This is a genomic window from Pseudomonas sp. Pseusp88 (assembly GCF_047303955.1).
Lineage (GTDB): Bacteria > Pseudomonadota > Gammaproteobacteria > Pseudomonadales > Pseudomonadaceae > Aquipseudomonas.
Map to the genome: position 1 here is coordinate 1 of NZ_JBGLYM010000051.1, position 22,344 is coordinate 22,344.

Genomic DNA, 22,344 nt, shown 5'->3' on the forward strand with positions numbered 1-22,344 from the left:
TGATATTGAGTGGGGGTTTTCGCCGGGAATAGGTCATTGAAGTCACCGCCGCCTTCCCGGCTGAAGCCGGTCCCACAGTAAAGATCAGACCAACAACGTCATCCAGGTCGATGCCAGGTACGACGCCGCGCGATCAAGTTGCTCCTACCCTGGTCCGTGCGGCAAATCCCCACACAATCCCCACATTCCCCCCATAAAGCACCCACACAGCCCTCGCAGACTCTGCCTATCAAAAACAGGGAGAGTCCCATGAATCGCAGTCTGACTATAAAACTGGGAATGATCGCGCTCCTGATCATTCTATTGCTGGTGCCCTTGATGATGATCGACGGCATGATCGGTGATCGCCAGGGCCGACGTGACGGGGTGCTGGAAGACATAGCCCGCAGCTCCAGTTACAGCCAGCAACTGAGCGGGCCGCTATTGGTGGTGCCTTATCGCAAGACACTGAACCTGTGGAAAACCAACGCACAAACCAACGAGCGCTATCAGGAGACCGTTCAGGAGCGGGGTTTTTTGTACTTTCTGCCGGACACATTCAAGCTCAATGGCACCGTGCATACCGAGTTGCGCTCACGGGGCATTTACGAAGCCCGGCTGTTCCACGCCGACAATACGATCGAGGGGAATTTTCAGGTGCCGGAACACTTGGGTATCAGCGAGGATTTCGACAGCTATCAGTTCGACCAGCCGTACCTGTCGGTTGGCATCAGCGATATTCGCGGTATCGAAAACGGTCTGAAGTTGAAGCTCAACAATCAGGAAGTGGATTTTGTCCCGGGCTCGCGTCTGGAGTGGTTGGGCGAGGGTGTAAGCGCCAACCTGCCAGCCATCGACGGCAGTCGGGCGACTCAACTGAATTTCGCTTTCGACCTCATTCTGCAAGGCACCGGGCAACTCAAGGTCACGCCTGTGGGTAAATCGAGCGAGGTGGTGCTGAACGCTGACTGGCCGCATCCGAGCTTTATCGGCAGCTATCTGCCAACCCGCCGGGAGATCACCGACACGGGTTTCAGCGCCAACTGGCAGACCTCGTTCTTCTCTACCAATCTTGAAGAAGCGCTGAGCCGCTGCCATGAGGCCGCCCCTTGCGCGGAGTTGAGCAACCGCAGTTTTGGCGTCAGCTTTATCGAGCCCGTGGACCAGTACCTGAAAAGCGAACGGGCGATCAAATATGCGCTGCTGTTCATTGGCCTGACCTTCGCCGGTTTCTTCCTGTTCGAAGTGATGAAGAACATGGCGGTTCACCCGATCCAATACGCCCTGGTCGGCGTTGCCCTGGCATTTTTCTATCTGCTGCTACTGTCGATGTCCGAGCATCTGGGCTTTGCCCTGGCTTATCTGTTGTCGGCCGGTGCCTGTCTGGCGCTGATCGGCTTCTACATCTGCCATGTACTACGTAGCGTACAGCACGGCCTGGGTTTCACGGCCGGGCTGGCGGCGCTGTATGCCTTGCTCTACGGCCTGCTGCGTGCCGAAGACTATGCGCTGCTGATGGGCTCGCTGTTGCTGTTCGGCCTGCTCGGCGTGTTCATGATTATGACCCGCAAACTCGACTGGTACGGCGTGGCCCTGGCCAAACCGGCCAAGCCCGTGGAATTCAAGATCGAGGAGGCCGTCCATGAGTAGGTGGCTGGGGACGCGGGAGGATCAGGATATGGCTACGCGGTTGGTTGCGGATATCGCCGGGTTGTTTCCAGTGTTCTGCGCGGGTGAATTCGCTGCAAGCGAGTGTGGGAGCGAATTCAGTGGGAGCGAATTCATTCGCGAAGAGGCCATTGCATCAAGCGTATTTCTGTCGTCTGGCATAACGCCTTCGCGGATGAATTCCACAGTAGCGCGTGCATATCGTCGGTCGTGTGGGAGCGGATTCATCCGCGAAGGGGCCAATACATCCAACACATTGGCGGCGTCCGAAATAAAGCTTTCGCGGATGAATCCGCTCCCACAGTAGCGCTGTGCATATCGTCGGATCTGCGGGAGCGGATTCATTCGCGAAGGGGCTGCTCTGGCTTTACAGCAAACATGGAATCTCCCACAGCACCCGCTCCCAAAATTCCGGTTTCGCGGGTAGATCAAACCGGTGGCTGTGTCGCCCACATCGACGGGCGCTGGCTGACTTCGGCATACCAGTTGGCCAGGCGCGGGTAGCTGCTGCGCCAGCCGAGGTCGGGCTGGCGAAAGTCCAGGTAGCCCAGGGCACAGGCCACACCGATGGCGGCCACGTCGAAATGGGCGCCGAGTTCGGTGATGGCTTCGGCCTCGAAGTAGGCCAGGGTGCGGTGGATCTTTTCATGCTGGTTGTCCAGCCAAAGATCCCAGTGTTTGTCTGCGGGGCGCAGGAAGGTCTCGTAGCGGATCAGTACGGCGGCGTCGAGTACGGCATCGGCCAGGGAGGCCAGGGTCAGGCGCCGCCAGCGTGCCGGGCCGGATCGGGGGATCAGCGGGCTGCCGTTGTGATGGTGGTCCAGGTAGTCGAGGATGACCCGGCTGTCATGGATGACATTGCCGTCGGCCAGGCGCAGGGCCGGGATCTTGCCGGCGGGGTTGTCCTGATTGAGGTCCTCCACGGGATTGACCGGGGTGACCGGCGTCGGCAGCAGGATCACCTTGTCCAGTTGCCCGGTCTCGTGGAGCAGGACCAATACCTTGCGGGCAAAGGGTGAAGCCGCGTTGAAGTGCAACGTCATGTCGGTATTGATCATGGGGCCTCCTGGAGTCGAACAGGCCCATAGACTAGTCAGGGCACCGCTCGTCTGCAATCTCCAGTTACGACAGCTTTTTGCGCGTGAGCAAACCCTTCAGGCTCACCACCGTGGAAATACCCATGGCCAGCCACGACAGCGAATCCCAGGCGCCATCACCGAGCAGGGCGGCGAACAGCCCGGCCAGGGTCAGCACGGCAATGGCGGTGGGGGCGGCGAAGACTTTCCAGAAGGTTGAGTTCTTCATGCTTTCACCCGCCGCCGCACCCACCACAGGTACAGGCCGCTGCCCAGCACCAGAATGGTCAGCACATCCAGCGCGGCCCAGAGGATCTGCATCGTCAGGCCGCCGTAGTCACCGAAATGCAACGGCTGGGACAGGCCCAACGCGTCCATGTACCACGGGCGCTCGACCACGGCTGTCAGCTGCAGATTGCTGGCGTCGATCAATACCGGCGTCAGCAGGTGCGAGGTGAGCTGGCTGGCACCTTTCATGAACACTGCATAGTGATGCTCGCTGGACAGCATGGTCCCGGGGAAGGCGATAAAGTCCGCCTGCATGCCCGGTGCTGCCGCGCTGGCGAGGTTCAGCAGCTCAGCGGCTGGCGCCCGTTGGGTCAGGGGCGGGGCGTCGCGATAGGGGGCGATCATCGCAGCCAGGCTGTCGTTGCGCCACGAGGTGATCAGCAGGTCGGCGCAGGCGTTGATCACGCCGGTCAGGCCCACAACCAGGGCCCAGCTCAGGGTGACGACGCCGATCAGGTTGTGCAGGTCGAGCCAGCGGATGCGCGTGGATTTTTCCGGGCGCACCGTGGCGAAGGGCAGGCGGCGCATGAATGGCGCGTAAAGCACGACCCCGGAGACAATGGCCAGGATAAACATCAGCCCCATAAAGGCCAGCAGTAGCTTGCCCGGCAGCCCGGCATACATGTCCACATGCAGGCGCAGCATGACCATCATGAAGCCGCCATTGGCTGAAGGCATTTCCAGGGCTTCGCCGGTGCGGGCATCGAGCATGAAGGTATGGGACGAGTTGGGCTCGGTGCCTGGGGTTGCCGCCATAATGGCCATGACGCCATTGGGTTCGTCTTCCTCCCAGGCGAAATACTGCATGGCGTCGCCGGGCCGGTGTGCCTCGGCAGCCTTGATCAGTTGGTCCAGGTTCAGGCGTGGAGCATCGGCGGGCATGGCCTTGAACTCTGGCGCGTTACCCAGCAGGTGGTCGATCTGATGATGAAAGATCAACGGCAGGCCGGTCAGTGCCAGCATCAGCAAAAACAGGGTGCAGATCAGGCTGGTCCAGGTGTGAATCGCGGACCAGCGTCGGATAGTCTGGCTTTTCATGGCGTTTTCCAGAATGCCAAAGGCCGCTGATCACTCAGCGGCCTTTGGATTGACTCGTTGTTTCTTACCACTTGTAGTCGACGCTGGCCATGACGTTACGGCGATCGCCGTAGTAGCAGTAGAAGCCGTCACAGGTGGACAGATATTCCTTGTCGAACAGATTGTTGGCGTTGACTGCCACGCTGACGCCCTTGAGCGATGGGTTCAGGTAGCTCAGGTCATAGTGCACGGCACCGTCCCACAGGGTGTAGTCGTTGGTATGGCCGTCGGATTTGTCACGGACAAAGCCCAGGCTGCCGATGGCGATGTTATCGGTCTCGCCGATATACCGCACGCCCAGCCCCATGCCGAAACCTGCCAATGGACCATTGTGGAAGGTGTAGTCAGCCCAGACCGACGCCTGGTTTTCCGGGGTCAGCGGCAGTGGACGGTTCTTGTCCAGCGGGTTGCCGACCTTGGTCATCTTGGTGTTGGCGTTGGTGTAGGACGCCGTCAGCTTGAGGTTGTCGGTCACGTTGCCAACCGCTTCCAGTTCCAGGCCGCGAACCTTGGCTTCACCCAACGGGCGGGTGTTGCCGAGGCTGTCAGAGAGGACGATGTTCTCGCGGGTCAGGTCGTAGACCGCTGCGGTGAACAGGATGTCGCTGCCCGGTGGCTGGTACTTCAGGCCCAGTTCGTACTGCTTGCCGGTGCCAGGCTGGAAAGCCTTGCCGTCGGCGCCGCCCTGTTCTGCCTGGAACGATTCGGCGTAGGAAATGTAAGGAGTGAAGCCGGAGTCGAACACATAGCTCAGCGCCGCGTTGCCGCTGAAGTGGCTGTCGGTGCGCTTATCGTGGGCGTCGCTCATGTTGTAGAAGGTCGAATCGGTTTTCAGCAGGTCCTGACGGCCGCCAAGGGTCAGACGCCAGTTGTCCAGAGCCATCTGGTCCTGAACATAGAGGCCGGTGTCGTCGGTCTTCTGGTTGTAGTCCTGATACGCAGTGTACGAGACCTTGCTGAAGTCCTGGCCGTAGATCGGGTTGATGATATTGCTGGTCGGCGCGTTGCCGTACTGCCACTTGTAGTTGTGGTTGATGCGCTGGTAATCCAGGCCCAGCAACAGGGTGTGGCGGACGATGCCGGTGTTGAAGTCGGCCTGCAGGTTATTGTCCACGGCGAACTGACTGATGTCTTCGTTGACCACGTTGGCGCCACGGGCCACGGTGCCGTCAGCACTGACCGAGCCGTAATAGCCGCCCGCAGTGATGCCCTGGAACGACAGATCGCTCTTGGTGTAGCGCAGGTTCTGCTTGAACTGCCAGACATCATTGAAGCGGTGCTCAAAGGCATAACCCAGTGCGTAATAGGTCTTGTCGTAGAACTCCCACTTCGGATCGCCCAGGTTCTTGTGATACTTCACTTCACCGGCAGGCGTCGACAGCTTGGTGCCCTCCAGCGGCAGGAACTGGCTGGTGATGCCGGTATCGTCGCGGTTGAACTGGCTGAGGAAGGTCAGCTTGGTGTCCGGGTCGATGTTCCAGGTCAGACTGGGAGCCAGGTTGTAGCGCTTGTCGTCGATGTGCTCGACGCTGGTGCCGCTGTCACGGACTACGCCGCTGACGCGGTATTCGAAACGACCTTCATCATCGATGGGGCCGGTGCTGTCGAAGCTGATCTGCTTGCGCTGGTAGCTGCCGATCTGCGCCTGGATTTCATGGCTGGCCGTGGCTTCGGGACGCCGGCTGACCATGTCCAGCATGCCGCCGGGCGGGGTCTGGCCATAGACCGAAGACGCCGGGCCGCGCAGCAGGGCGACGCGCTCCAGGTCCCAGGTTTCCATTTTCGGCATCACGTAGGCGCCTTTGGGCAGTGGCAGGCCGTCGAGGAACTGGGTCGGTTCGAAGCCACGCACTTTCAGCCACTCGGCGCGGCTGTCGCTGCCGTAGCTGCTGGCAGTGACGCCCGGCATGTAGCGCACGGCGTCGTCGAGGTTCTGTACGGCGCGATCTTTCATCTGTTCGCGTGTGGCTACCGAGATCGAGCGAGGCACTTCGGCCAGGGCGGTATCGGTTTTGGTACCGGCGGCAGTGCGACTGGCGACATAACCTTCCACCGGGCCCCAGGCACTTTCGGCAGCGGTCGATTGACCCTGGATGGTGGTCTCCGGCAGGGCCACGGTGCCTTCCGGCGCGGCCATCAAGCTGAAGCTGCCCGCGCTGCTCTGCACCAGTTGCAGACCGCTGCCGCGCAACGCCTGGCGCAGGGCCCCGGTGGCGTCGAACTGGCCCTGTACTGGCGCCGAGGTGCGTCCGGCGACCAGGGATGGGGCGACGGCCAGGGCGATACCGGCCTGGCTGGCGATCTGGTTCAGGGTCGTGGACAGCGAGCCGCCCGGCAGGTTATAGGCCCGCACACTGGAAGCCTGCTCGGCGGCCTGGGTCGACAGGCTGGCAAGGGGAGTGGTCAGGGCAATGGCAACAGCCAACAGGCTGGGACGCAACAAGGTTTCAAGCGCGCGGGACATTAGGGGGCTCCTGGAGGGAAACGGTACTCAATGTCTGTGTGCCGAACGAGAACGGAAAAGTGATAGAGCTGATCGAAAATTATTTCGATTTAGATTTATAAAGCTGTTCGAGCGCGAACAATGGCAGCGGATTCATTCGCGAAGACGGTGTTTCAGGCAGTGAATACGCGTCGGGTGTACTGGCCCCTTCGCGGATGAATCTGCCCCCACAATTCGAATTGAATTGCCCAACTCCTTCCTTGGCGCATCACAGTTTCCCGGTAGCGGGTGCTTTCTGCTCCTGAGCAACCACCGTCACCCACCACGGCGTGTGCTGTTCGATCTGTACCGGCAGCGTCGGGATCAGGGCCTTGAGGGCCAGGTCGGAGTTGTTCAGCGGGAAGCTGCCGGTGATGCGCAGCTCAGCCACGTCAGGTGCCACGCCCAGGTGCCCGATGCGGTAGCGGTCCAGCTCGGTGATCAGGTCGCCCAGGCGCGCGTTATCTACCACCAGCATGCCCCGGGTCCAGGCATCGGCGCCGGGCTTGAGGGCCAGCGTCGGGCCAAGGCCGGTGCTGCTCAGGCGGATTTGCTGGCCCTCACGAACGATCTGCTCCTGCTCGCTGGCCTGGGGATGGGCGGCCACAGCCGACTGCAGCACGCTCAGCAGGGTATCGTCATCCTCGCGCTTGACCAGAAAGCGCGTACCCAAGGCATGCATGCGGCCATCGCGGGTCTCGACGATAAACGGGCGCGGATCATTATGGCTGCCGGTTTCGACGAATATTTCACCGTCTTGCAGGATGACCCGCCGCTCTTTGCCATCGAAACGCACATCGATGGCGCTGTGGGTGTTGAGACGTACCAGGGTGTCATCGGCCAAGCGCACGCTGCGCTGCTCGCCGGTGGCGGTGCGCTGGTCGGCAAGCCAGTAATCCACCGGCAGATAACGGGTAGTGCTCAGCAGCAGGCCCAGACCACAGACCAGCAGCAAGCCGAAGAAACTGCTGCGCAGCGTGCGCACTTTGCGCCGGGCGTTTTCGTCACCGTGCTGCAAGGCTCTACGTGCGGGGCCGGCGCCAATGGCAAAGCGTTGATCAAGCAGGCCCAGTTGCCGCCATGCGCGGCTGTGTTCTTCGCTGGCACTGAGCCATCGATTGAACTCTTCGCGCTCGGTAGCGCTGCCATTGTCGCCATCCAGGCACAACTGCCAGGCAATGGCGGCATCCAGGACTTTGGATGAGACGGGATGAGTTTTGAAGGTGGTCATGCCGGCTCGCCGTAGAGGGCGATATAGCATTGGCGCATGCCCTGGGCCAGATACTGGCGCACGCGGGGCACGGAAACTCCCAGGCGCTCGGCGATTTCGCCGTGGCTCAAGCCATCGAGGCGATTGTAGAGGAAGGCCGCACGGGACTTGCTCGATAGCTTGCCCAGCAGGCGGTCGATTTCCTTGAGGTCTTCGAGAATCTGGTGCTGCTCTTCCAGTCCTGGCTGCTCAGCCTCGGGGAGCAGCGCCAGCTCGTTCAGGTACGCCTGTTCAAGGGCGGCACGTCGGAAGTAATCGAACAACAGGCCCTTGGCGATAGCGACGAGAAAGGCGCGGGGCTCGCGCGGTTCGTTGAGTTCTGCACGGCCCAACAGACGCACGAAGGTGTCCTGGCTCAAGTCTTCGGCGCGTTGCGGGCACGCCACATTGCGTCGCAGCCAGGTCAGCAACCAGCCACGGTGGTCGCGATACAGCGTCCCTACCAGCTCGCGTTGAGAACTTTGCACTGACGACACGAAGAGCCCCGAGGATGTAACATCATTTAACGAGAATTATTCGCGATTGTGTCAGAGCCGATGGATGCTGGCAATTGGTAGTGATTATCTATTGCGCTCCAGTCGTCGAAATGTGCCACGCAACGAACGCAATCCTGTGGGAGCGAGGCTTGCCGGATCGCCGTACCGCCGCGAAGACGTCGTCCGTGACGAAAATATCTATCGGATGTGCTGGCCTCTTCGCGGGCAAGCCTCGCTCCTACAGATAGGCAGGGGGGCTTAAAAAGAATGCGATTGCTTGCGGCGCCGCCACTGCCCCAGGCACTGCTCCAACCGCGCGGGGCTATCGATCTGTTGGCGGCGGGCGTGGCTGAACAGGATCAGTGACAGTTCGGCGGTGACCATGGCGTCGGCGCTGGCATGGTGGCGCTCTTCGGCCTGCAGACCGAAGAACGCGGTCCATTCATCCAGCCCGGCCTGGCGGAAGTTGGCCTGGGGGCAGAGCATCGGTGCGATCTCGGCGACATCGAGAAAGACGTGTTGCAGGCGATAGCCGAGGCTGTCTTTCAGGGCGCGATTCAGCATGTGCTGGTCGAATGGCGCATGGAAGGCCAGCAGCGGGCTGTCGCCGACGAACTCCATGAAGTCCAGCAGCGCTTCGGCCGGTTCGTTGCCTGCGGCAATCGCGCTGGGGCCCAGGCCATGGATCAGCACGGCGGGGCCGGGCTTGTGAGCGACCCGCAGCAGGGTCTGCTCGAATTGCTGGCTCAGGTCGATGGCGCCGTCTTCGATAACCACGGCACCGATGGACAGCACCTGATCACGGCTCATGTTCAGACCGGTGGTTTCCAGGTCCACGACCACCCAGCGCTGCTGGCGCAGGCTGTGTTCTCCCAGCGGCGTGAAGGGTTGCAGTTGGCCCAGGCGCCGCTCCTGCTCGGAGTTCAAGGGCGTGGTCTTGGCCTTGGGGCGTAGCCAGTCGAACAGATTCATAGTTGATAGCGCAGGGTCAGGCTGGTTTGCAGGCGTTGGGCCTGGCGGAAAGACTCGCGCAGGATGCGTCGGTCCAGATGATTGAGGCTGTCCGGGTCGACCCGGTTGGACCACGGCAGGTTCTGCCGACTCTGCAATTGGTGCTGTTGCATGCGGGTCTGTTGAATGAAGTGATAGGCCTCTTCGTAAGCGGCGCCGTCCAGCGGGTCGATCACTTCGCGTTCAACCAGCTGACGCAAGCGTTCCAGCGTGTTGTTGGCCTCGATACCGTTGGCCAGGGCCAGCAGCCGCGCGCCATCGACGAAGGGGGTAAGCCCGGCGGTCTTGAGGTCCAGGGTGTCCTTGTCGCTGCCTTTGCCGGTCAGTACGAAATCCTTGAAACGGCCCACGGGCGGGCGCTGGCGCAGGGCGTTTTCCGCCAGCATGCGCTGGAACAGACGGTTGTCAGCCACCTGATCGAGAATGCTGCGACGCAGTTGCTGCCCGCCGCTTTCGTCGCCCCAGACCACCCGCAGATCGAAATAGATGCTCGAAGCCAGCAGGTTCTCCGGTGTCGCCTCGCGAATGAACGCACTGAAGCGCCGCGCCCATTCCAGCCGCGACAGGCACAGCTCCGGGTTGCCCGCCATGATATTGCCCTTGCATAGGGTGAAGCCGCACTGGGCCAGGCCCTGATTGATGCGCTCGGCGATGGGCAGCAACAGGCCGCGAATCTGAGCGGCTTCTGCGGCGTCCTTGGCTTCGAAAAGGATGCCATTGTCCTGATCGGTGTGCAGGGTCTGCTCGCGACGCCCTTCACTGCCGAAGCACAGCCAGCTGAATGGCACGCCGGGGTCGCCTTTCTCTTCCAGGGTCAGTTCGATGACGCGGCAGACGGTGTGGTCATTGAGCAGGGTGATGATCTGGGTGATCTGGGTCGACGACGCGCCGTGGGCGAGCATGCGGTCTACAAGCTGCACGATATCGCCGCGCAGATTGACCAATTGTTCAATGCGCGAGGCATTGCGGATGGTTCGGGCCAGGTGCACCAGATCGACCCGTTGCAGCGAGAACAGATCACGCTCGGAGACCACACCGCACAGACGTCCATCCTTGACCAGACAGACGTGGGCGATATGCCGACCGGTCATTGCAATCGCAGCGTCGAAGGCACTGGCCTCGGGGCTGAGGTGGAAGGGCGCCTGGATCATCCGCTGCTGGATCGGCAGGCCGAAGTCCGCGTTGATGTCGGCTACCGCCTCACGCAGGTCGCGCAGGGTGAAGATCCCCAGCGGCGCCTGCTGCTCGTCGACGATGACGATGCTGCCCACCTGATGCTCATGCATCATCCTGACGGCTTCGCGCAACGGCGTTTCCGGACTGCACATCACGGGGTGGCGCATGGCCAGTTCGCCGAGACGGGTATTCAGCGAATACTGGGTGCCGAGGGTTTCCACTGCGCGCTGCTGGACTTGCTGATTGACCTGATCGAGCAAACTGCTGACCCCACGCAAGGCGAAGTCGCGGAAGGTGTTGGACAGGCCGAACAGTTTGATGAATGCCGGTTTATTCAGTTGCAGACAGAAGGTGTCTTCAGCCGCCAGGTGCTCGGTGCGGGTGGCGCGCTCACCCAGCAGCGCGGCGAGGGGGAAGCATTCCCCGGTGGTGATTTCAAAGGTGGTTTCAGTGCCACCCTTGGCTGTATGGGGGCGTTCACCGACCACGCGGCCCTGCTTGACGATGTAAAAGTGCTCTACTGGCCCATCGCCAGGCTTGATGATGCTCTCATCGGCAGCGTAAAAACGCAGCTGGCATTGCTCGACCAGATAGGCGAGGTGAGCGTTCTCCATCAGGTTGAACGGCGGAAACTTTTGCAGAAACTGCATCGTCCCATGAATGTTCTGCAACACTGCTGTCTTGCCTGCCTGGGTGAAAGCGTCCGCTTTGCTCATGACCTGTACCGCGCTTTTTATTTGTAATCAATGGTCGACCGCTTGCACAACGGTGCCCATTGGACGTAAGTCTTAGTACTGACCACGGCACAAACATGTCGTTGATTGCAGGGAATGAAGAGATGTCTATGTCCGACTACGATATTTTGAGCGACGAAGAGCGCGAAGCCCTCAACGAAGTCATGCTGGCCCCGATGCCCGACTCACCACAACGGGTGCTGATCGTCGACGATGACAGGGAAGCGCGCGAGGTGCTGGCCGAAATCCTCAGCCTCAACGATATCAGTTGCCTGACCGCCGCTGGCGGTAACAGCGCCTTGCATCTGCTCCAGGCGCGGGAATCCATTGCGCTTCTGATTACCGACCTGCGCATGGTGCCCTGTAGCGGCCTGGACTTGATCCGTCAGGTTCGCGAGTCCAATCGCGCCGAGCTGCCGATCATCATCGTTTCCGGTGACGCCAGCGTGCGCGACGCCATCGATGCCATGCACCTGAGCGTGGTGGACTTCCTGCTCAAGCCGATCAATACCAAGCAGTTATTGAAGCTGGTCAAGCGGGAATTGGGGATGGTGTAGCTGGAAATCGTGGGGGGCAACGTGCTGAAGAGAATCCTGTGGGAGCGAATTTATTCGCGAAAGCGATATTCAAGTCGCTGAAGATGCGGTGGATGTACCGGCCTCTTCGCGAATGAATTCGCTCCCACAATTCGCTCCCTCAGGATTTCCCTTACAGGTATTGCTTACAACCCGTTTTTAGCCTTGAACTCCCGACGGCGACGGTGCAGCACCGGCTCGGTGTAGCCGTTCGGCTGTTTGCCACCCTCAACCACCAGTTCCACCGCAGCCTGGAAGGCGATATTGCTATCGAAATCCGGAGCCAGCGGGCGGTACAGCGGGTCATTGGCGTTCTGCCGGTCGACCACGGGCGCCATGCGCTTGAGGCTTTCCATGACCTGCGCCTGATCGACCACGCCATGACGCAGCCAGTTGGCGATGTGCTGGCTGGAAATACGCAGCGTCGCACGGTCTTCCATCAGGCCGACGTCGTTGATATCCGGCACCTTGGAGCAACCCACGCCCTGATCGATCCAGCGCACCACGTAACCGAGGATGCCCTGGGCGTTGTTGTCCAGCTCGTTCCTGATCTCTTCCGGTGTCCAGTTGGTGTTGGGTGCCAACGGGATGGTCAGGATGTCGTCCAGGGAAGCGCGGGCACGCCGGGCCAGTTCGGCCTGGCGGGCGAACACGTCGACCTTGTGATAGTGCAGGGCGTGCAGGGCGGCGGCGGTTGGCGACGGTACCCAGGCGGTGTTGGCACCGGCCAGTGGATGAGCGATTTTCTGCTCCAGCATCGCTGCCATCAGATCGGGCATGGCCCACATGCCTTTGCCGATCTGCGCACGACCCTGCAGACCGCAACTGAGGCCGATATCGACGTTCCAGTTCTCGTAGGCACCGATCCACTTCTCGGCTTTCATCTGCGCCTTGCGCACTACCGGGCCTGCTTCCATGGAGGTATGGATTTCGTCGCCGGTGCGATCGAGGAAGCCAGTGTTGATGAACACTACGCGTTCGCTGGCGGCCTTGATACAGGCCTTGAGGTTGACCGTGGTACGGCGCTCCTCGTCCATGATTCCGACTTTCAGGGTGTTGTGCGCCAGGCCCAGGACCTGCTCGATACGACCGAACAGTTCGTTGGTGAACGCGGCCTCTTCCGGGCCGTGCATCTTCGGTTTGACGATATACATCGAACCGCTGCGGCTGTTGGCCCGGGAGGTGTTGCCCTTGAGGTTATGGATCGCCGCCAGGCTGGTCAGCAAGCCGTCGAGAATGCCTTCCGGCACTTCGTTACCATCTTTGTCGAGAATTGCATCGATGGTCATCAGGTGGCCGACGTTACGCACGAACAACAGCGACCGACCGTGCAACGTGACCGGCTCTCCGGTAGGCGAGGTGTAGACACGATCGGGGTTCATGGTCCGGGTGAAGGTACTGCCACCCTTGGACACTGACTCCGACAGATCGCCTTTCATCAGGCCCAGCCAGTTGCGGTAGACCACCACCTTGTCATCGGCATCGACGGCGGCGATGGAGTCTTCGCAGTCCATGATGGTAGTCAGGGCCGCTTCCATCAGCACGTCTTTGACGCCTGCGGCATCAGTCTGGCCGACGGGGCTGGTGGCATCGATCTGGATCTCGAAGTGCAAGCCATTGTGCTTGAGCAACACAGTGGTCGGCGCTGCACTATCGCCCTGGAAGCCGATCAACTGTGCGTCGTCTTTAAGGCCGGTATTGCTGCCGCCCTTGAGGGTGACCACCAGCTTGCCGTCGATCAGTTTGTAGGCGGTGGAATCGACATGGGAGCCTGCGGCCAATGGCGCGGCTTCGTCGAGGAAGGCGCGGGCGAAGGCGATGACCTTGTCGCCGCGGACCTTGTTGTAGCCTTTACCTTTCTCCGCGCCGTCGGCTTCGCTGATGGCATCGGTGCCATACAGCGCGTCATACAGCGAGCCCCAACGCGCATTCGAGGCGTTCAGGGCGAAACGGGCATTCATCACCGGCACAACCAGCTGCGGGCCGGCCATGCGGGCGATTTCTTCATCGACGTTTTGCGTCGAGACCTGGAAGTCCGCTACTTCTGGCAGCAGATAACCGATGTCTTCAAGAAATGCTTTGTAAGCCGGGGCATCGTGGGCCTTTCCGGCGTTGGACTGGTGCCAGGCGTCGATTTTTGCCTGCAAGTCATCACGTTTGGCGAGGAGAGCTTTGTTCTTGGGCGCCAGCTCATGGATCAGTGCATCAGCACCGGTCCAGAACGCAGTTGCATCGAGGCCGGTGCCCGGAATGGCTTCGTTATTGACGAAGTCGAACAGCACTTTGGCGACCTGCAGGCCACCGACTTGAACGTGTTCAGTCATTGCATTTGCCTCACTCTGCTCAGCTTTAGCGTTCATCTGGGAGCGCTGTCTTGTTAGCGCCAACAATTATGTAGTGCGCGACGGCGGATACTACATGATGATTGGCGACGTGAAAATGAGACTGAAGGATGTCACCGAACGACTGGATTGACATCATTAGTCACGTTGGAGAGATCGATGCTCGCAAACGAGCCGACGATTGTTTCAGACAACGATTCATTTTGTACACAGTTCGCATTTTTGGCATTCCCGCGCTTTTTCGGGCTTTGCCTATACTTGCCCAACATTCAGATACGAGGAATCGAGCTGTGGATCATCTTGTCGTCACTGTTTTTGCCGCAGACAGGCCCGGCCTGGTCGAACGTATCGCCCAATGCATCGGCGATCATCAGGGTAACTGGCTGGAAAGCCGCATGGCGCGCATGGCCGGACAATTTACCGGCATCGTGCGTATCGGCATCGCCATTGAACAGCAGGCTGAGTTGAAAAAGGCCCTGCGTGACCTGGCCGTGCATGGCATTCAGGTACTGTTCGCCGAAAACGATATCCAACCCACCGCTGTATGGAAGCACATCAATATGGAGTTGGTGGGCAATGATCGCCCCGGCATCGTCCGCGAGATTACCCGTTTGCTGGCCGAGCAGGGCGTCAACGTCGAGCGTCTGGTGACCGATGTGCGCCCGGCGCCGATGAGCAGCGAAATGCTGTTCCACGCTGAAGCGATTCTCGGCATGCCCTTGAGCCTGCCGCTGGAAACGCTGCAAAAGCACCTGGAGACCCTGGCCGACGACCTGATGGTGGAACTGGTGCTCAAGGAAGATTGAAGGTTATCCCACGTTTTCCTGCGCCTGCCTGTGGATAACCTGTACAGACGCCTCTGCAGGCCACGCCGGTCGAGGCTTTGGCTGGGTTGGTCAAAAAACAATCAAAATCCTGAGGTTGTGCACAAATAGCTTTAACGAGGCTGTGGATAACCTTGGGAGCGATGACTGTAAGCCAGGAATCGCCTGGCTTACAGAGGGTTGGTTATTTTTTGTACAGAGTTTTCGCGTTTGCATCAGGCTTTGCGGCGCAGATTGAACCAGGCATCCACGCTGTAAACCGCCAGGCCAGCCCAGATAAAGGCAAAGGTCACCAGGGTGCTGGGTGCCAGATGCTCGTTGTACAGCAACACAGCCTGGGCCAGTACCAGGGTCGGGGCGATGTACTGCAGAAAGCCCAAAGTGGTGTAGGGCAAATGCCGGGCAGCGGCGTTGAACGCCACCAGCGGCACCAGGGTGATGGGCCCGGCAGCCGCCAGCCACAGCGCTTGGGATGTAGTCCAGAACTCCGGCTGGGCACTGTGAGCCAGGGGATTGAACAATAACCAGCCCAGTGCCAGCGGCACCAGTATCCAGGTTTCCACCACCAGGCCCGGGAGGGCGGCAACGGGTGCCTGTTTACGAATCAGGCCATAGAAACCGAAAGTCAGCGCCAGCGCCAGGGACACCCACGGCAGGCTGCCGACCTGCCACACCTGTTGCGCCACACCTATCACGGCCAGGCTGACCGCCAGCCACTGCAGCGGGCGCAGGCGTTCGCGCAGTAACAACATGCCCAGCATCACGTTGACCAGCGGGTTGATGAAATAGCCCAGGCTGGCCTCGACCATGCGATCGTTATTCACTGCCCAAACATAGATCAGCCAATTGCAGGCGATCAGCGTGCCGCTGCCTGCCAGGATCGCCAGTCGGCGCGGATTGTCGCGCAGCTCGCGCCACCAGCCGGGGTGCTTCCACACCAGCAGCAGCAACGACCCGGAAATAGCCGACCAGATGGCGCGGTTGACGATGATCTCCACGGCAGGCACCGCAGCGAGCAACTTGAAGTAAATCGGGAACAGACCCCAGATGATGTAGGCCGTCAGGCCCAGAATGTACCCGCGACGCGGGTTGGCGGCTTGCATGTGTCGTCCTTGGTAAAAGGTGGACCTTATTTTTGAATGGCAGGTGATACGGGTGCTCTGTGGGACCGGCTTTCGCCAGAAAGACGCTTTCCCGGCTAAAGCCGGTCCCACAGTCGATCAGAACAGCTTCAACGGCTCCTCATTCAGCGCCGACATCTGCTCGCGCAAGGCGAGGATATGGTCGCCCCAATAACGCTCGCTGCCGAACCAGGGGAAGCTATGGGGAAACGCCGGGTCATCCCAGCGTCGGGCCAGCCAGGCGCTGTAGTGCATCAGGCGCAGGGCTCGCAGCGGCTCGATCAACGCCAGTTCGCGCGGGTCGAAGTCATGGAACTCGCCGTAGCCGTCCATCAGCTCGGACAGTTGGCTCAGGCACTCCTGGCGATCACCGGCCAGCATCATCCAGATATCCTGCACCGCCGGGCCCATGCGGCAGTCGTCGAGGTCGACGATATGGAACACCTCGTCGCGACACATCATGTTGCCGGGGTGGCAATCCCCGTGGATGCGGATATTGCTGTGGGAGGTCCTGGCGTAGACATCCTCGACCCGCTTGAGCAGGTCCTTGGCCACCGACTCGTAGGCGGGAAGCAGGCTGCGTGGGATGCAGTCATTGTTCAACAGGTAGTTCACCGAGGCATGGCCGAAGTTTTCCACAGCCAGGGCTTCGCGATGCTCGAACGGCTTGGTCGCACCTACCGCATGCAGGCGCCCGAGCAACTGGCCCAGACGATGCAGCTGATCGAGATTGCCCGGCTCGGGTGCGCGGCCGCCACGACGGGGAAACAGGGTGAAACGGAAACCGGCGTGTTCAAACAGCGTGCGACCTTCATGCACCAGAGGCGCGACGACAGGCACTTCGACGGCGGCCAGTTCAGCGGTGAAACTGTGCTCTTCCAGAATGGCTTCGGTGGTCCAGCGCTGCGGCCGGTAGAACTTGGCGATCAGCGGCTGCGACTCTTCGATACCGACCTGATAGACGCGGTTCTCGTAGCTGTTGAGCGCGAGTATGCGGGCGTCACTGAGAAAACCGATGCTTTCGACGGCATCGAGCACCAGGTCGGGGGTAAGTGTTGAGAACGGATGGGCCATGCTGACTCCTGCGCGCAGCAGGCGGCTGCGTCGGGCCAGAGATGTTAGCGCACAAGAGCGGTACAACACGAACCACAACAAACACAGAACTCATGCGGGACCGGCTTTAGCCGGGAATACGCCTTCCCGGCTAAAGCCGGTCCTACAGAAAAAAACGCGCTGAAGAGACCTTTGTGGGAGTGGGCTCCCACGGAACGGGGTTCAGCAGCGGATCATCAGGCCCCGACAATCCCCCCATCTTCCCGGCTGATCACCATCACTGATGAGCGCGGTTTGCCGTTGGGCAGGTGTTCCGGGAAGGTCGAGCCGCCATTTTCGCCGGGATGCTGGATGCCGACGAACAGCGTGCGCTGGTCCGGCGAGAAGCTGATGCCGGTGACTTCGCAGCCAATCGGCCCGACCATGAAGCGACGGATCTCGCCGCTGTGCGGGTCGGCGCAGAGCATCTGGTTATTGCCCATTCCGGCGAAATCACCGGTATTGCTCATGTCGCCATCGGTGAGAATCCACAGGCGCCCGGCCTTGTCGAAGCCCAGACCGTCCGGACTGTTGAACATATTCTGCGGGGTGATATTGCTGGAGCCGCCCTGAGGCGTACCGGCATGCACACTCGGGTTGCCGGCCACCACGAACAGGTCCCAGGCAAAGCTCATGGCTGCGGCATCGTCGCCGCTTTCCTGCCAGCGCAGGATCTGCCCGTACTGGTTTTTCGCCCGAGGATTGGGACCGCCGACCGGCTGACCGTCGTCGCCACGTTTTACGTTATTGGTCAGGGTGCAATAAACCTTGCCGTCCTTGGGGCTGACCACGATCCATTCCGGGCGGTCCATGCGTGTGGCCTTGACCACACTGGCGGCCAGGCGTGCGTGGATCAGCACTTCAGCCTGATTGGCAAAGCCGCTGCTGGCATCAATACCATGCTTGCCATGAGTCAGTTCGACCCATTCACCCTGGCCTTTCGGGTGATCCGGATTGCTGTCGCCGCCATCGAAGCGGGCGACGTACAGCGTGCCGTGGTCCAGCAGGTCGCGGTTGGCCTTGGCATTTTTGTGATTGATCTTGTCGCGGCTGATGAACTTGTAGATGAACTCACCGCGTTCATCGTCGCCCATATACACCACTGCGCGGCCGTCCCTGGTTTGCGTCAGCGCGGCATTTTCATGCTTGAAGCGGCCCAGGGCAGTGCGTTTGACCGGGGTGGACTGCGGGTCGAAGGGGTCGATCTCGACGACCCAGCCATGGCGGTTGATCTCGTTGGGATTCTTCGCCAGGTCGAAACGCTCGTCGTGCTGGTGCCAGTTGATCTCCTTGCTGGCCGCCACTGCGCCGTAACGCTTGATGCCCGCATCGAACTTTTGCTCGGCATTGCTGCTGCCGAAACAGTCGGTGAAGTTTTCTTCGCAGGTCAGATAAGTGCCCCAAGGGGTCATGCCGTTGGCGCAGTTCTGGAAGGTGCCCAGAACCTTCGTGCCGGTAGTGTCGGCGGCGGTCTTGAGCCAGTCATGCCCGGCAGCCGGGCCACCCAGGCGAATCGGTGTATTGCCATGGATGCGACGATTGTATTTTGAACCCTGGACGAACTGCCACTGGCCGTTCTTGCGCTGCACCTCGATGACCGACACGCCCTCGCTGGCCAGCGCCTTGCGCACGTCCTCGGCCGATTGCGGCGCCTGGCCGTGATCGAACAGGTAGCGGTAGTTGGTGTATTCGTTGTTGATCGCCATCAGCGCGCGATTGGCGTCGCCTGGCATAGGGAACAGGCTCATGCCGTCGTTGTTATCGCCGAACTGCACTTCCTGAGCGGCGGCGCTGCCCTTGCCACTCGGGTCGAACGCCGGACCGCCCGCATGCAGCGGCTGGCCCCAACTGATCAGCACCGAAGACTTGTAGCCCGGCGGCAGGCTGATGCCGTCGGCGGTGGCTGCAGGGATGCTGGCAAAGCCCAGCAGCTTGCTCGAGGCCTCGCTGACACCGGCAGCCAGTGCGCTGCGGCTCAGCAGGTTGCCGCCCAGAAACATCGCCGCGCCGCACAAGGCGCCGGCGCTGATAAAACGACGGCGGCTAAGGCCGACAATCTGTTCGAGATCGGTGCTTTGGTTTTCTTCTAACAGGCTCATCATCACGGCTCCCTGCGGATTTTGTGGCCGCAACCTTAGGCAGGGAGAGATGACGAAATTATGGCGAAACAGTGACCGGGTCGACCTAGACCGTCGTGCCCAGCAGCACCATGGCCGGGTCGAACTGTACCTGTACCGGGCTGCCGATTTTCAGCCGCAAGGCGCAAAGCTGCGCCTGCTCTGCCAGCGCGCATAATGTCTGGCCACTTGCCAGAGTGATTTTGACTTCGCTGGGGCCGTCTTCTGCGTCGAGAATTTCCTCGATTTTACCGCTCAGGGAATTGTATCCACTTGTTACTGGTTGCCCGGCAGGCAACAGCTCCAGCCAACCGGCCTTGATCAGCGCCATCACTTCGGTGCCCGTTTCCAGATGCAGGCGCACGGTACTGTCATGGGTGATCTGCGACTCGATAAACAGGCCGCCCGCCAGCTCCAGGCGCACCAGCGCCTTATGGCCATGCCGGGCAATGCTGTCGATACGCCCGAGCAACTGATTGCGCGCGCTGGTATGTAGAGTCAGGCGATTGAGCAGCTGCAAGTCAGTGCTTTGCTCCGTGGCCTCCAGCACCTGCGCCTGCAACAGCTGCAAGCGCTGATACAGGCGCAGCACCCGTTCACCTTCCGCCGACAACTTCGCCCCGCCACCCCCACGCCCACCGACGCTGCGCTCCACCAAGGGCTTCTGCGCAAGGTTATTCAACTCATCGATGGCATCCCAGGTCGCCTTGTAACTCAACCCGGCACTCTTCGCCGCACGGGTAATCGAGCCCTGCTCGGCAACGTGCTGCAACAGGGCGATACGCTGCGGGCGATGGACCATATGTTGCGTGAGGAGGGTGGGCAGGGGCATGGCTGGCATTTTGGCTAGTGGCTGATGAGGGCCCAGTGTAAGCCAGTTTTCTGATCAGCAGCGTTCCCGCACCTTCGTTTAGGCCGCTTCATCGTCATGCCGGTGGATGAAAAAAATCCTTCCGCACAACAGCAGAAAACCTGTAAATACCGCCGCACTTTGCAGCAGGAGGAAGGTTTCGACGTCTGGATCGATGAACTGAAAGTGGTACAGACCGGGAATCAGAAACGCCAGCATCAGCGTGTTGATGACCAACTGCGGAACAAAGGTCTCATGCCTTGCCCGCAGATGCGCCATGGCCAGGGAAAGCAACGCGCTGCAAGTGAGAAAGACGATTAGGGTCAGAAAGAGCCTGCGGCTGTAATCAATGATCGAGCCGCCGGCGATGAAAAACAGATACTCGCCCAGGAAATACAGAGCCACGGCGCTCAGCAGCATGATGCCCAGGGTCCACGTCAAACCGGCGGCAAAGAATCCCTTGGACTGCCGAATGCGTTGGCTGACCTGAAGACTATGAATCTGGGAGAGTGCCACTGACGGGATGATCAGCAGGCCTACAAGGGTCATGAATACGGAAAGCTGGGCGACCAGATGGGTATCGATTCTGAGCAGTCGCTCAGTCAGCAGATAAAAATAGATTTTCTGCCCGCTCATTCCTGCTGCGACAGGGACGCCTGTACGCACGAAATAGCCGCTGAGTTTTCTGGCCTGTCCTGAAGAGCAATAGCGCTGATGGCCGCAAAGTCGGATCAACAGGAACAGGACAAGCAGTTCGCTTATCAGGAAATAGGCCATTGCCCAGTATTTGAAAGCCTCGGCGCTGGCCCCCACGAATAAAAGCCCCAGCGACCCGACACAAGTCACTGTGGCCAGTATTTTCCGGTTGGCACAGTTGGCCGCTTTACCAGTAGCCTCGAGAAATATCTGCAGAAAGCTATTGATGACCAGCAAGGGTGTCGAGGCAATGTAAATCAGCGAGAGAGACCAGAAGACTTCAGTATCCAGGTGCCGGGCGCCACTGGTTCCGCTGATAAAGAACATGGCGCACAGACAGGTGATGGCCGTCAGCGCCGCAATCAACAGCGCCAGGGTAAAGCCACCGGCAAACAAGTCACGTTGGGCTGCGTGGTCCTGAGCCAGCGCCGCCGCCCGATTGCCAGTGGTAGCGAGGATCAGGGAAAAGAAGGCGGATATGACCGATGCCGCAGCCAGGACGTAAGAAAATATGGCAAGGTCTGTGGGATTTTTATGTGCAACGAGGAGGAAGACGGCGGAGATTCCAAGCACTGGAGCCAAACGCGCCCCTAAAAAAGCAGGTAAAGATCTTTTAATGATATGACTATATTTCAAACTCACTGCTCCAGATATCAAGCATCTTGCTCCCAAATTCAATCTCATGCAGGTTTTGGACTAACTCAAATGCTATATCGAGATTTTCCTTGTCTGATAAATTTCTAGTTCCAAAGTATGGATAGTGATGAAAGTAATAGCCAAAAATATTTTCACAGTCCTTCATGTACTGGCGTGTGTCCAGTATATGATGGTGCCATACCTCGTCAACCTCCAGCATAGGCGGAAGAACAGGAAATTCTCCTAGATATTTCTTGTTCAAGAAAAGAAAATTTTTATAGTATTGAATGCCTATCTCGGCTTCAACCGAAGACCATGTTCGGCAAAGTAGCTTGTCTTTAGAGCAGAGCTTTTTCTGTATCAGAGAAAAATCGATGTTGTTTATATGTGCGACAGCTTCTTCCAGAGTTGGATAAGCGGCGTCCTTTTGAAAGGCGTTCATGTCATGTGGAAGAGTCTTCGCAATGTCTTTATAGTTTTTCATTGGAGGCCTTTTTAGGTATTTGAACTGCCAGCGTTGAGGCTGGCAGCTGTTTAATCGCTTATTACCAGTTACCACCACCTTGGCAATGGCCGCCGCCACCATTGTTGCGAGTGCTCATGAATTTTTTTGCTTCAGTCGACAGCTTCTGGTCGGGTTTTTTGGAGTTTACAGATTTTGCGTTATTCATAAGTTATTCCTTCTTAGAGATAATTTTGAAACGTCACGCGACGCTTCGGTTTGAAGTATCGAGCTATGTAAACTTTTTGTGTTTCCGAAGGAGCTGCGTAGCGTGAGTGAGTTTTCCGTTAGTTTAGTGGGAAATTTCATACGCTAAGTGGAAGTTTTTCTAATCGTAGCCGAGTTATATCCC

The 22,344-nt window shown here is 59.5% G+C and carries 19 protein-coding genes; 3 read left to right on the top strand and 16 right to left on the bottom strand.

Going from position 1 to position 22,344, the window contains the following annotated elements; all coding sequences use genetic code 11:
• Positions 1-249: 249 nt before the first annotated feature.
• Entirely contained in the window at positions 250-1,629 is a 1,380-nt protein-coding gene (gene creD / locus ACCD02_RS30775; RefSeq protein WP_413310172.1) for a cell envelope integrity protein CreD, read from the top strand.
• 446 nt (positions 1,630-2,075) lie between these two features.
• Here creD and ACCD02_RS30780 read toward each other — a convergent pair whose 3' ends face one another.
• From ACCD02_RS30780 to ACCD02_RS30815, 8 genes are all read right to left on the bottom strand, one after another.
• On the bottom strand, positions 2,076-2,690 hold the full coding sequence (locus ACCD02_RS30780) for a glutathione S-transferase family protein (RefSeq protein WP_413310232.1): 615 nt from the start codon (positions 2,688-2,690) through the stop codon (positions 2,076-2,078).
• A 79-nt stretch (positions 2,691-2,769) separates the two neighbouring features.
• Complete coding sequence (locus ACCD02_RS30785; protein ID WP_413310175.1) at positions 2,770-2,952, bottom strand: hypothetical protein; 183 nt, start codon at positions 2,950-2,952, stop codon at positions 2,770-2,772.
• The gene (locus tag ACCD02_RS30790; RefSeq protein ID WP_413310178.1) at positions 2,949-4,049 is read right to left on the bottom strand and encodes a PepSY-associated TM helix domain-containing protein; all 1,101 of its coding nucleotides are present in this window, start codon (positions 4,047-4,049) and stop codon (positions 2,949-2,951) included. Before ACCD02_RS30790 ends, ACCD02_RS30785 begins: the two co-directional genes overlap by 4 nt.
• Positions 4,050-4,113: 64 nt before the next feature.
• A complete protein-coding gene (locus tag ACCD02_RS30795; protein WP_413310181.1) occupies positions 4,114-6,552 on the bottom strand; it encodes a TonB-dependent siderophore receptor in 2,439 nt (812 codons plus the stop codon).
• 247 nt (positions 6,553-6,799) lie between these two features.
• Complete coding sequence (locus ACCD02_RS30800; protein ID WP_413310183.1) at positions 6,800-7,801, bottom strand: FecR domain-containing protein; 1,002 nt, start codon at positions 7,799-7,801, stop codon at positions 6,800-6,802.
• Positions 7,798-8,316 carry an RNA polymerase sigma factor gene (locus ACCD02_RS30805; protein WP_413310186.1) on the bottom strand — a complete coding sequence of 173 codons (519 nt, stop codon included), beginning with the start codon at positions 8,314-8,316 and terminating at the stop codon, positions 7,798-7,800. The genes ACCD02_RS30800 and ACCD02_RS30805 overlap by 4 nt, the downstream gene beginning before the upstream one ends.
• A gap of 258 nt (positions 8,317-8,574) precedes the next feature.
• Positions 8,575-9,288 carry a PolC-type DNA polymerase III gene (locus ACCD02_RS30810; RefSeq protein ID WP_413310189.1) on the bottom strand — a complete coding sequence of 238 codons (714 nt, stop codon included), beginning with the start codon at positions 9,286-9,288 and terminating at the stop codon, positions 8,575-8,577.
• A complete protein-coding gene (locus ACCD02_RS30815; RefSeq protein ID WP_413310191.1) occupies positions 9,285-11,219 on the bottom strand; it encodes a putative nucleotidyltransferase substrate binding domain-containing protein in 1,935 nt (644 codons plus the stop codon). The genes ACCD02_RS30810 and ACCD02_RS30815 overlap by 4 nt, the downstream gene beginning before the upstream one ends.
• A 128-nt stretch (positions 11,220-11,347) precedes the next feature.
• Between ACCD02_RS30815 and ACCD02_RS30820 the strand changes: the two genes are divergently transcribed.
• Positions 11,348-11,794, top strand: coding sequence for a response regulator (locus ACCD02_RS30820; RefSeq protein ID WP_413310193.1), 447 nt, complete (start codon positions 11,348-11,350; stop codon positions 11,792-11,794).
• A 164-nt stretch (positions 11,795-11,958) separates the two neighbouring features.
• Here ACCD02_RS30820 and ACCD02_RS30825 read toward each other — a convergent pair whose 3' ends face one another.
• Complete coding sequence (locus tag ACCD02_RS30825) at positions 11,959-14,136, bottom strand: malate synthase G (RefSeq protein WP_413310196.1); 2,178 nt, start codon at positions 14,134-14,136, stop codon at positions 11,959-11,961.
• 308 nt (positions 14,137-14,444) lie between these two features.
• On the opposite strand from ACCD02_RS30825, the gene ACCD02_RS30830 reads away from it, so the two are divergent.
• Positions 14,445-14,960, top strand: a complete 516-nt coding sequence (locus ACCD02_RS30830; protein ID WP_413310198.1) for a glycine cleavage system protein R — start codon at positions 14,445-14,447, stop codon at positions 14,958-14,960.
• 233 nt (positions 14,961-15,193) lie between these two features.
• Here the strand turns inward: ACCD02_RS30830 and rarD are convergent, their stop codons facing one another.
• The 7 genes from rarD to ACCD02_RS30865 form a co-directional block, all read right to left on the bottom strand.
• The gene (rarD, locus tag ACCD02_RS30835) at positions 15,194-16,081 is read right to left on the bottom strand and encodes an EamA family transporter RarD (RefSeq protein WP_413310200.1); all 888 of its coding nucleotides are present in this window, start codon (positions 16,079-16,081) and stop codon (positions 15,194-15,196) included.
• Positions 16,082-16,198: 117 nt separating this feature from the next.
• A complete protein-coding gene (locus ACCD02_RS30840; RefSeq protein WP_413310202.1) occupies positions 16,199-17,173 on the bottom strand; it encodes a serine/threonine protein kinase in 975 nt (324 codons plus the stop codon).
• 215 nt (positions 17,174-17,388) lie between these two features.
• Positions 17,389-19,290, bottom strand: coding sequence for a PhoX family protein (locus ACCD02_RS30845; RefSeq protein ID WP_413310235.1), 1,902 nt, complete (start codon positions 19,288-19,290; stop codon positions 17,389-17,391).
• An 85-nt stretch (positions 19,291-19,375) separates the two neighbouring features.
• Positions 19,376-20,140, bottom strand: coding sequence for a TOBE domain-containing protein (locus tag ACCD02_RS30850; protein ID WP_413310204.1), 765 nt, complete (start codon positions 20,138-20,140; stop codon positions 19,376-19,378).
• 78 nt (positions 20,141-20,218) lie between these two features.
• Positions 20,219-21,490: a hypothetical protein gene (locus ACCD02_RS30855; RefSeq protein ID WP_413310207.1), complete on the bottom strand. Its 1,272-nt coding sequence runs from the start codon at positions 21,488-21,490 to the stop codon at positions 20,219-20,221.
• A complete protein-coding gene (locus ACCD02_RS30860; protein ID WP_413310209.1) occupies positions 21,480-21,974 on the bottom strand; it encodes a glycine-rich domain-containing protein in 495 nt (164 codons plus the stop codon). The genes ACCD02_RS30855 and ACCD02_RS30860 overlap by 11 nt, the downstream gene beginning before the upstream one ends.
• Positions 21,975-22,035: 61 nt before the next feature.
• Positions 22,036-22,161, bottom strand: a complete 126-nt coding sequence (locus ACCD02_RS30865; protein ID WP_413310212.1) for a hypothetical protein — start codon at positions 22,159-22,161, stop codon at positions 22,036-22,038.
• Between the last annotated feature and the right edge of the window lie 183 nt (positions 22,162-22,344).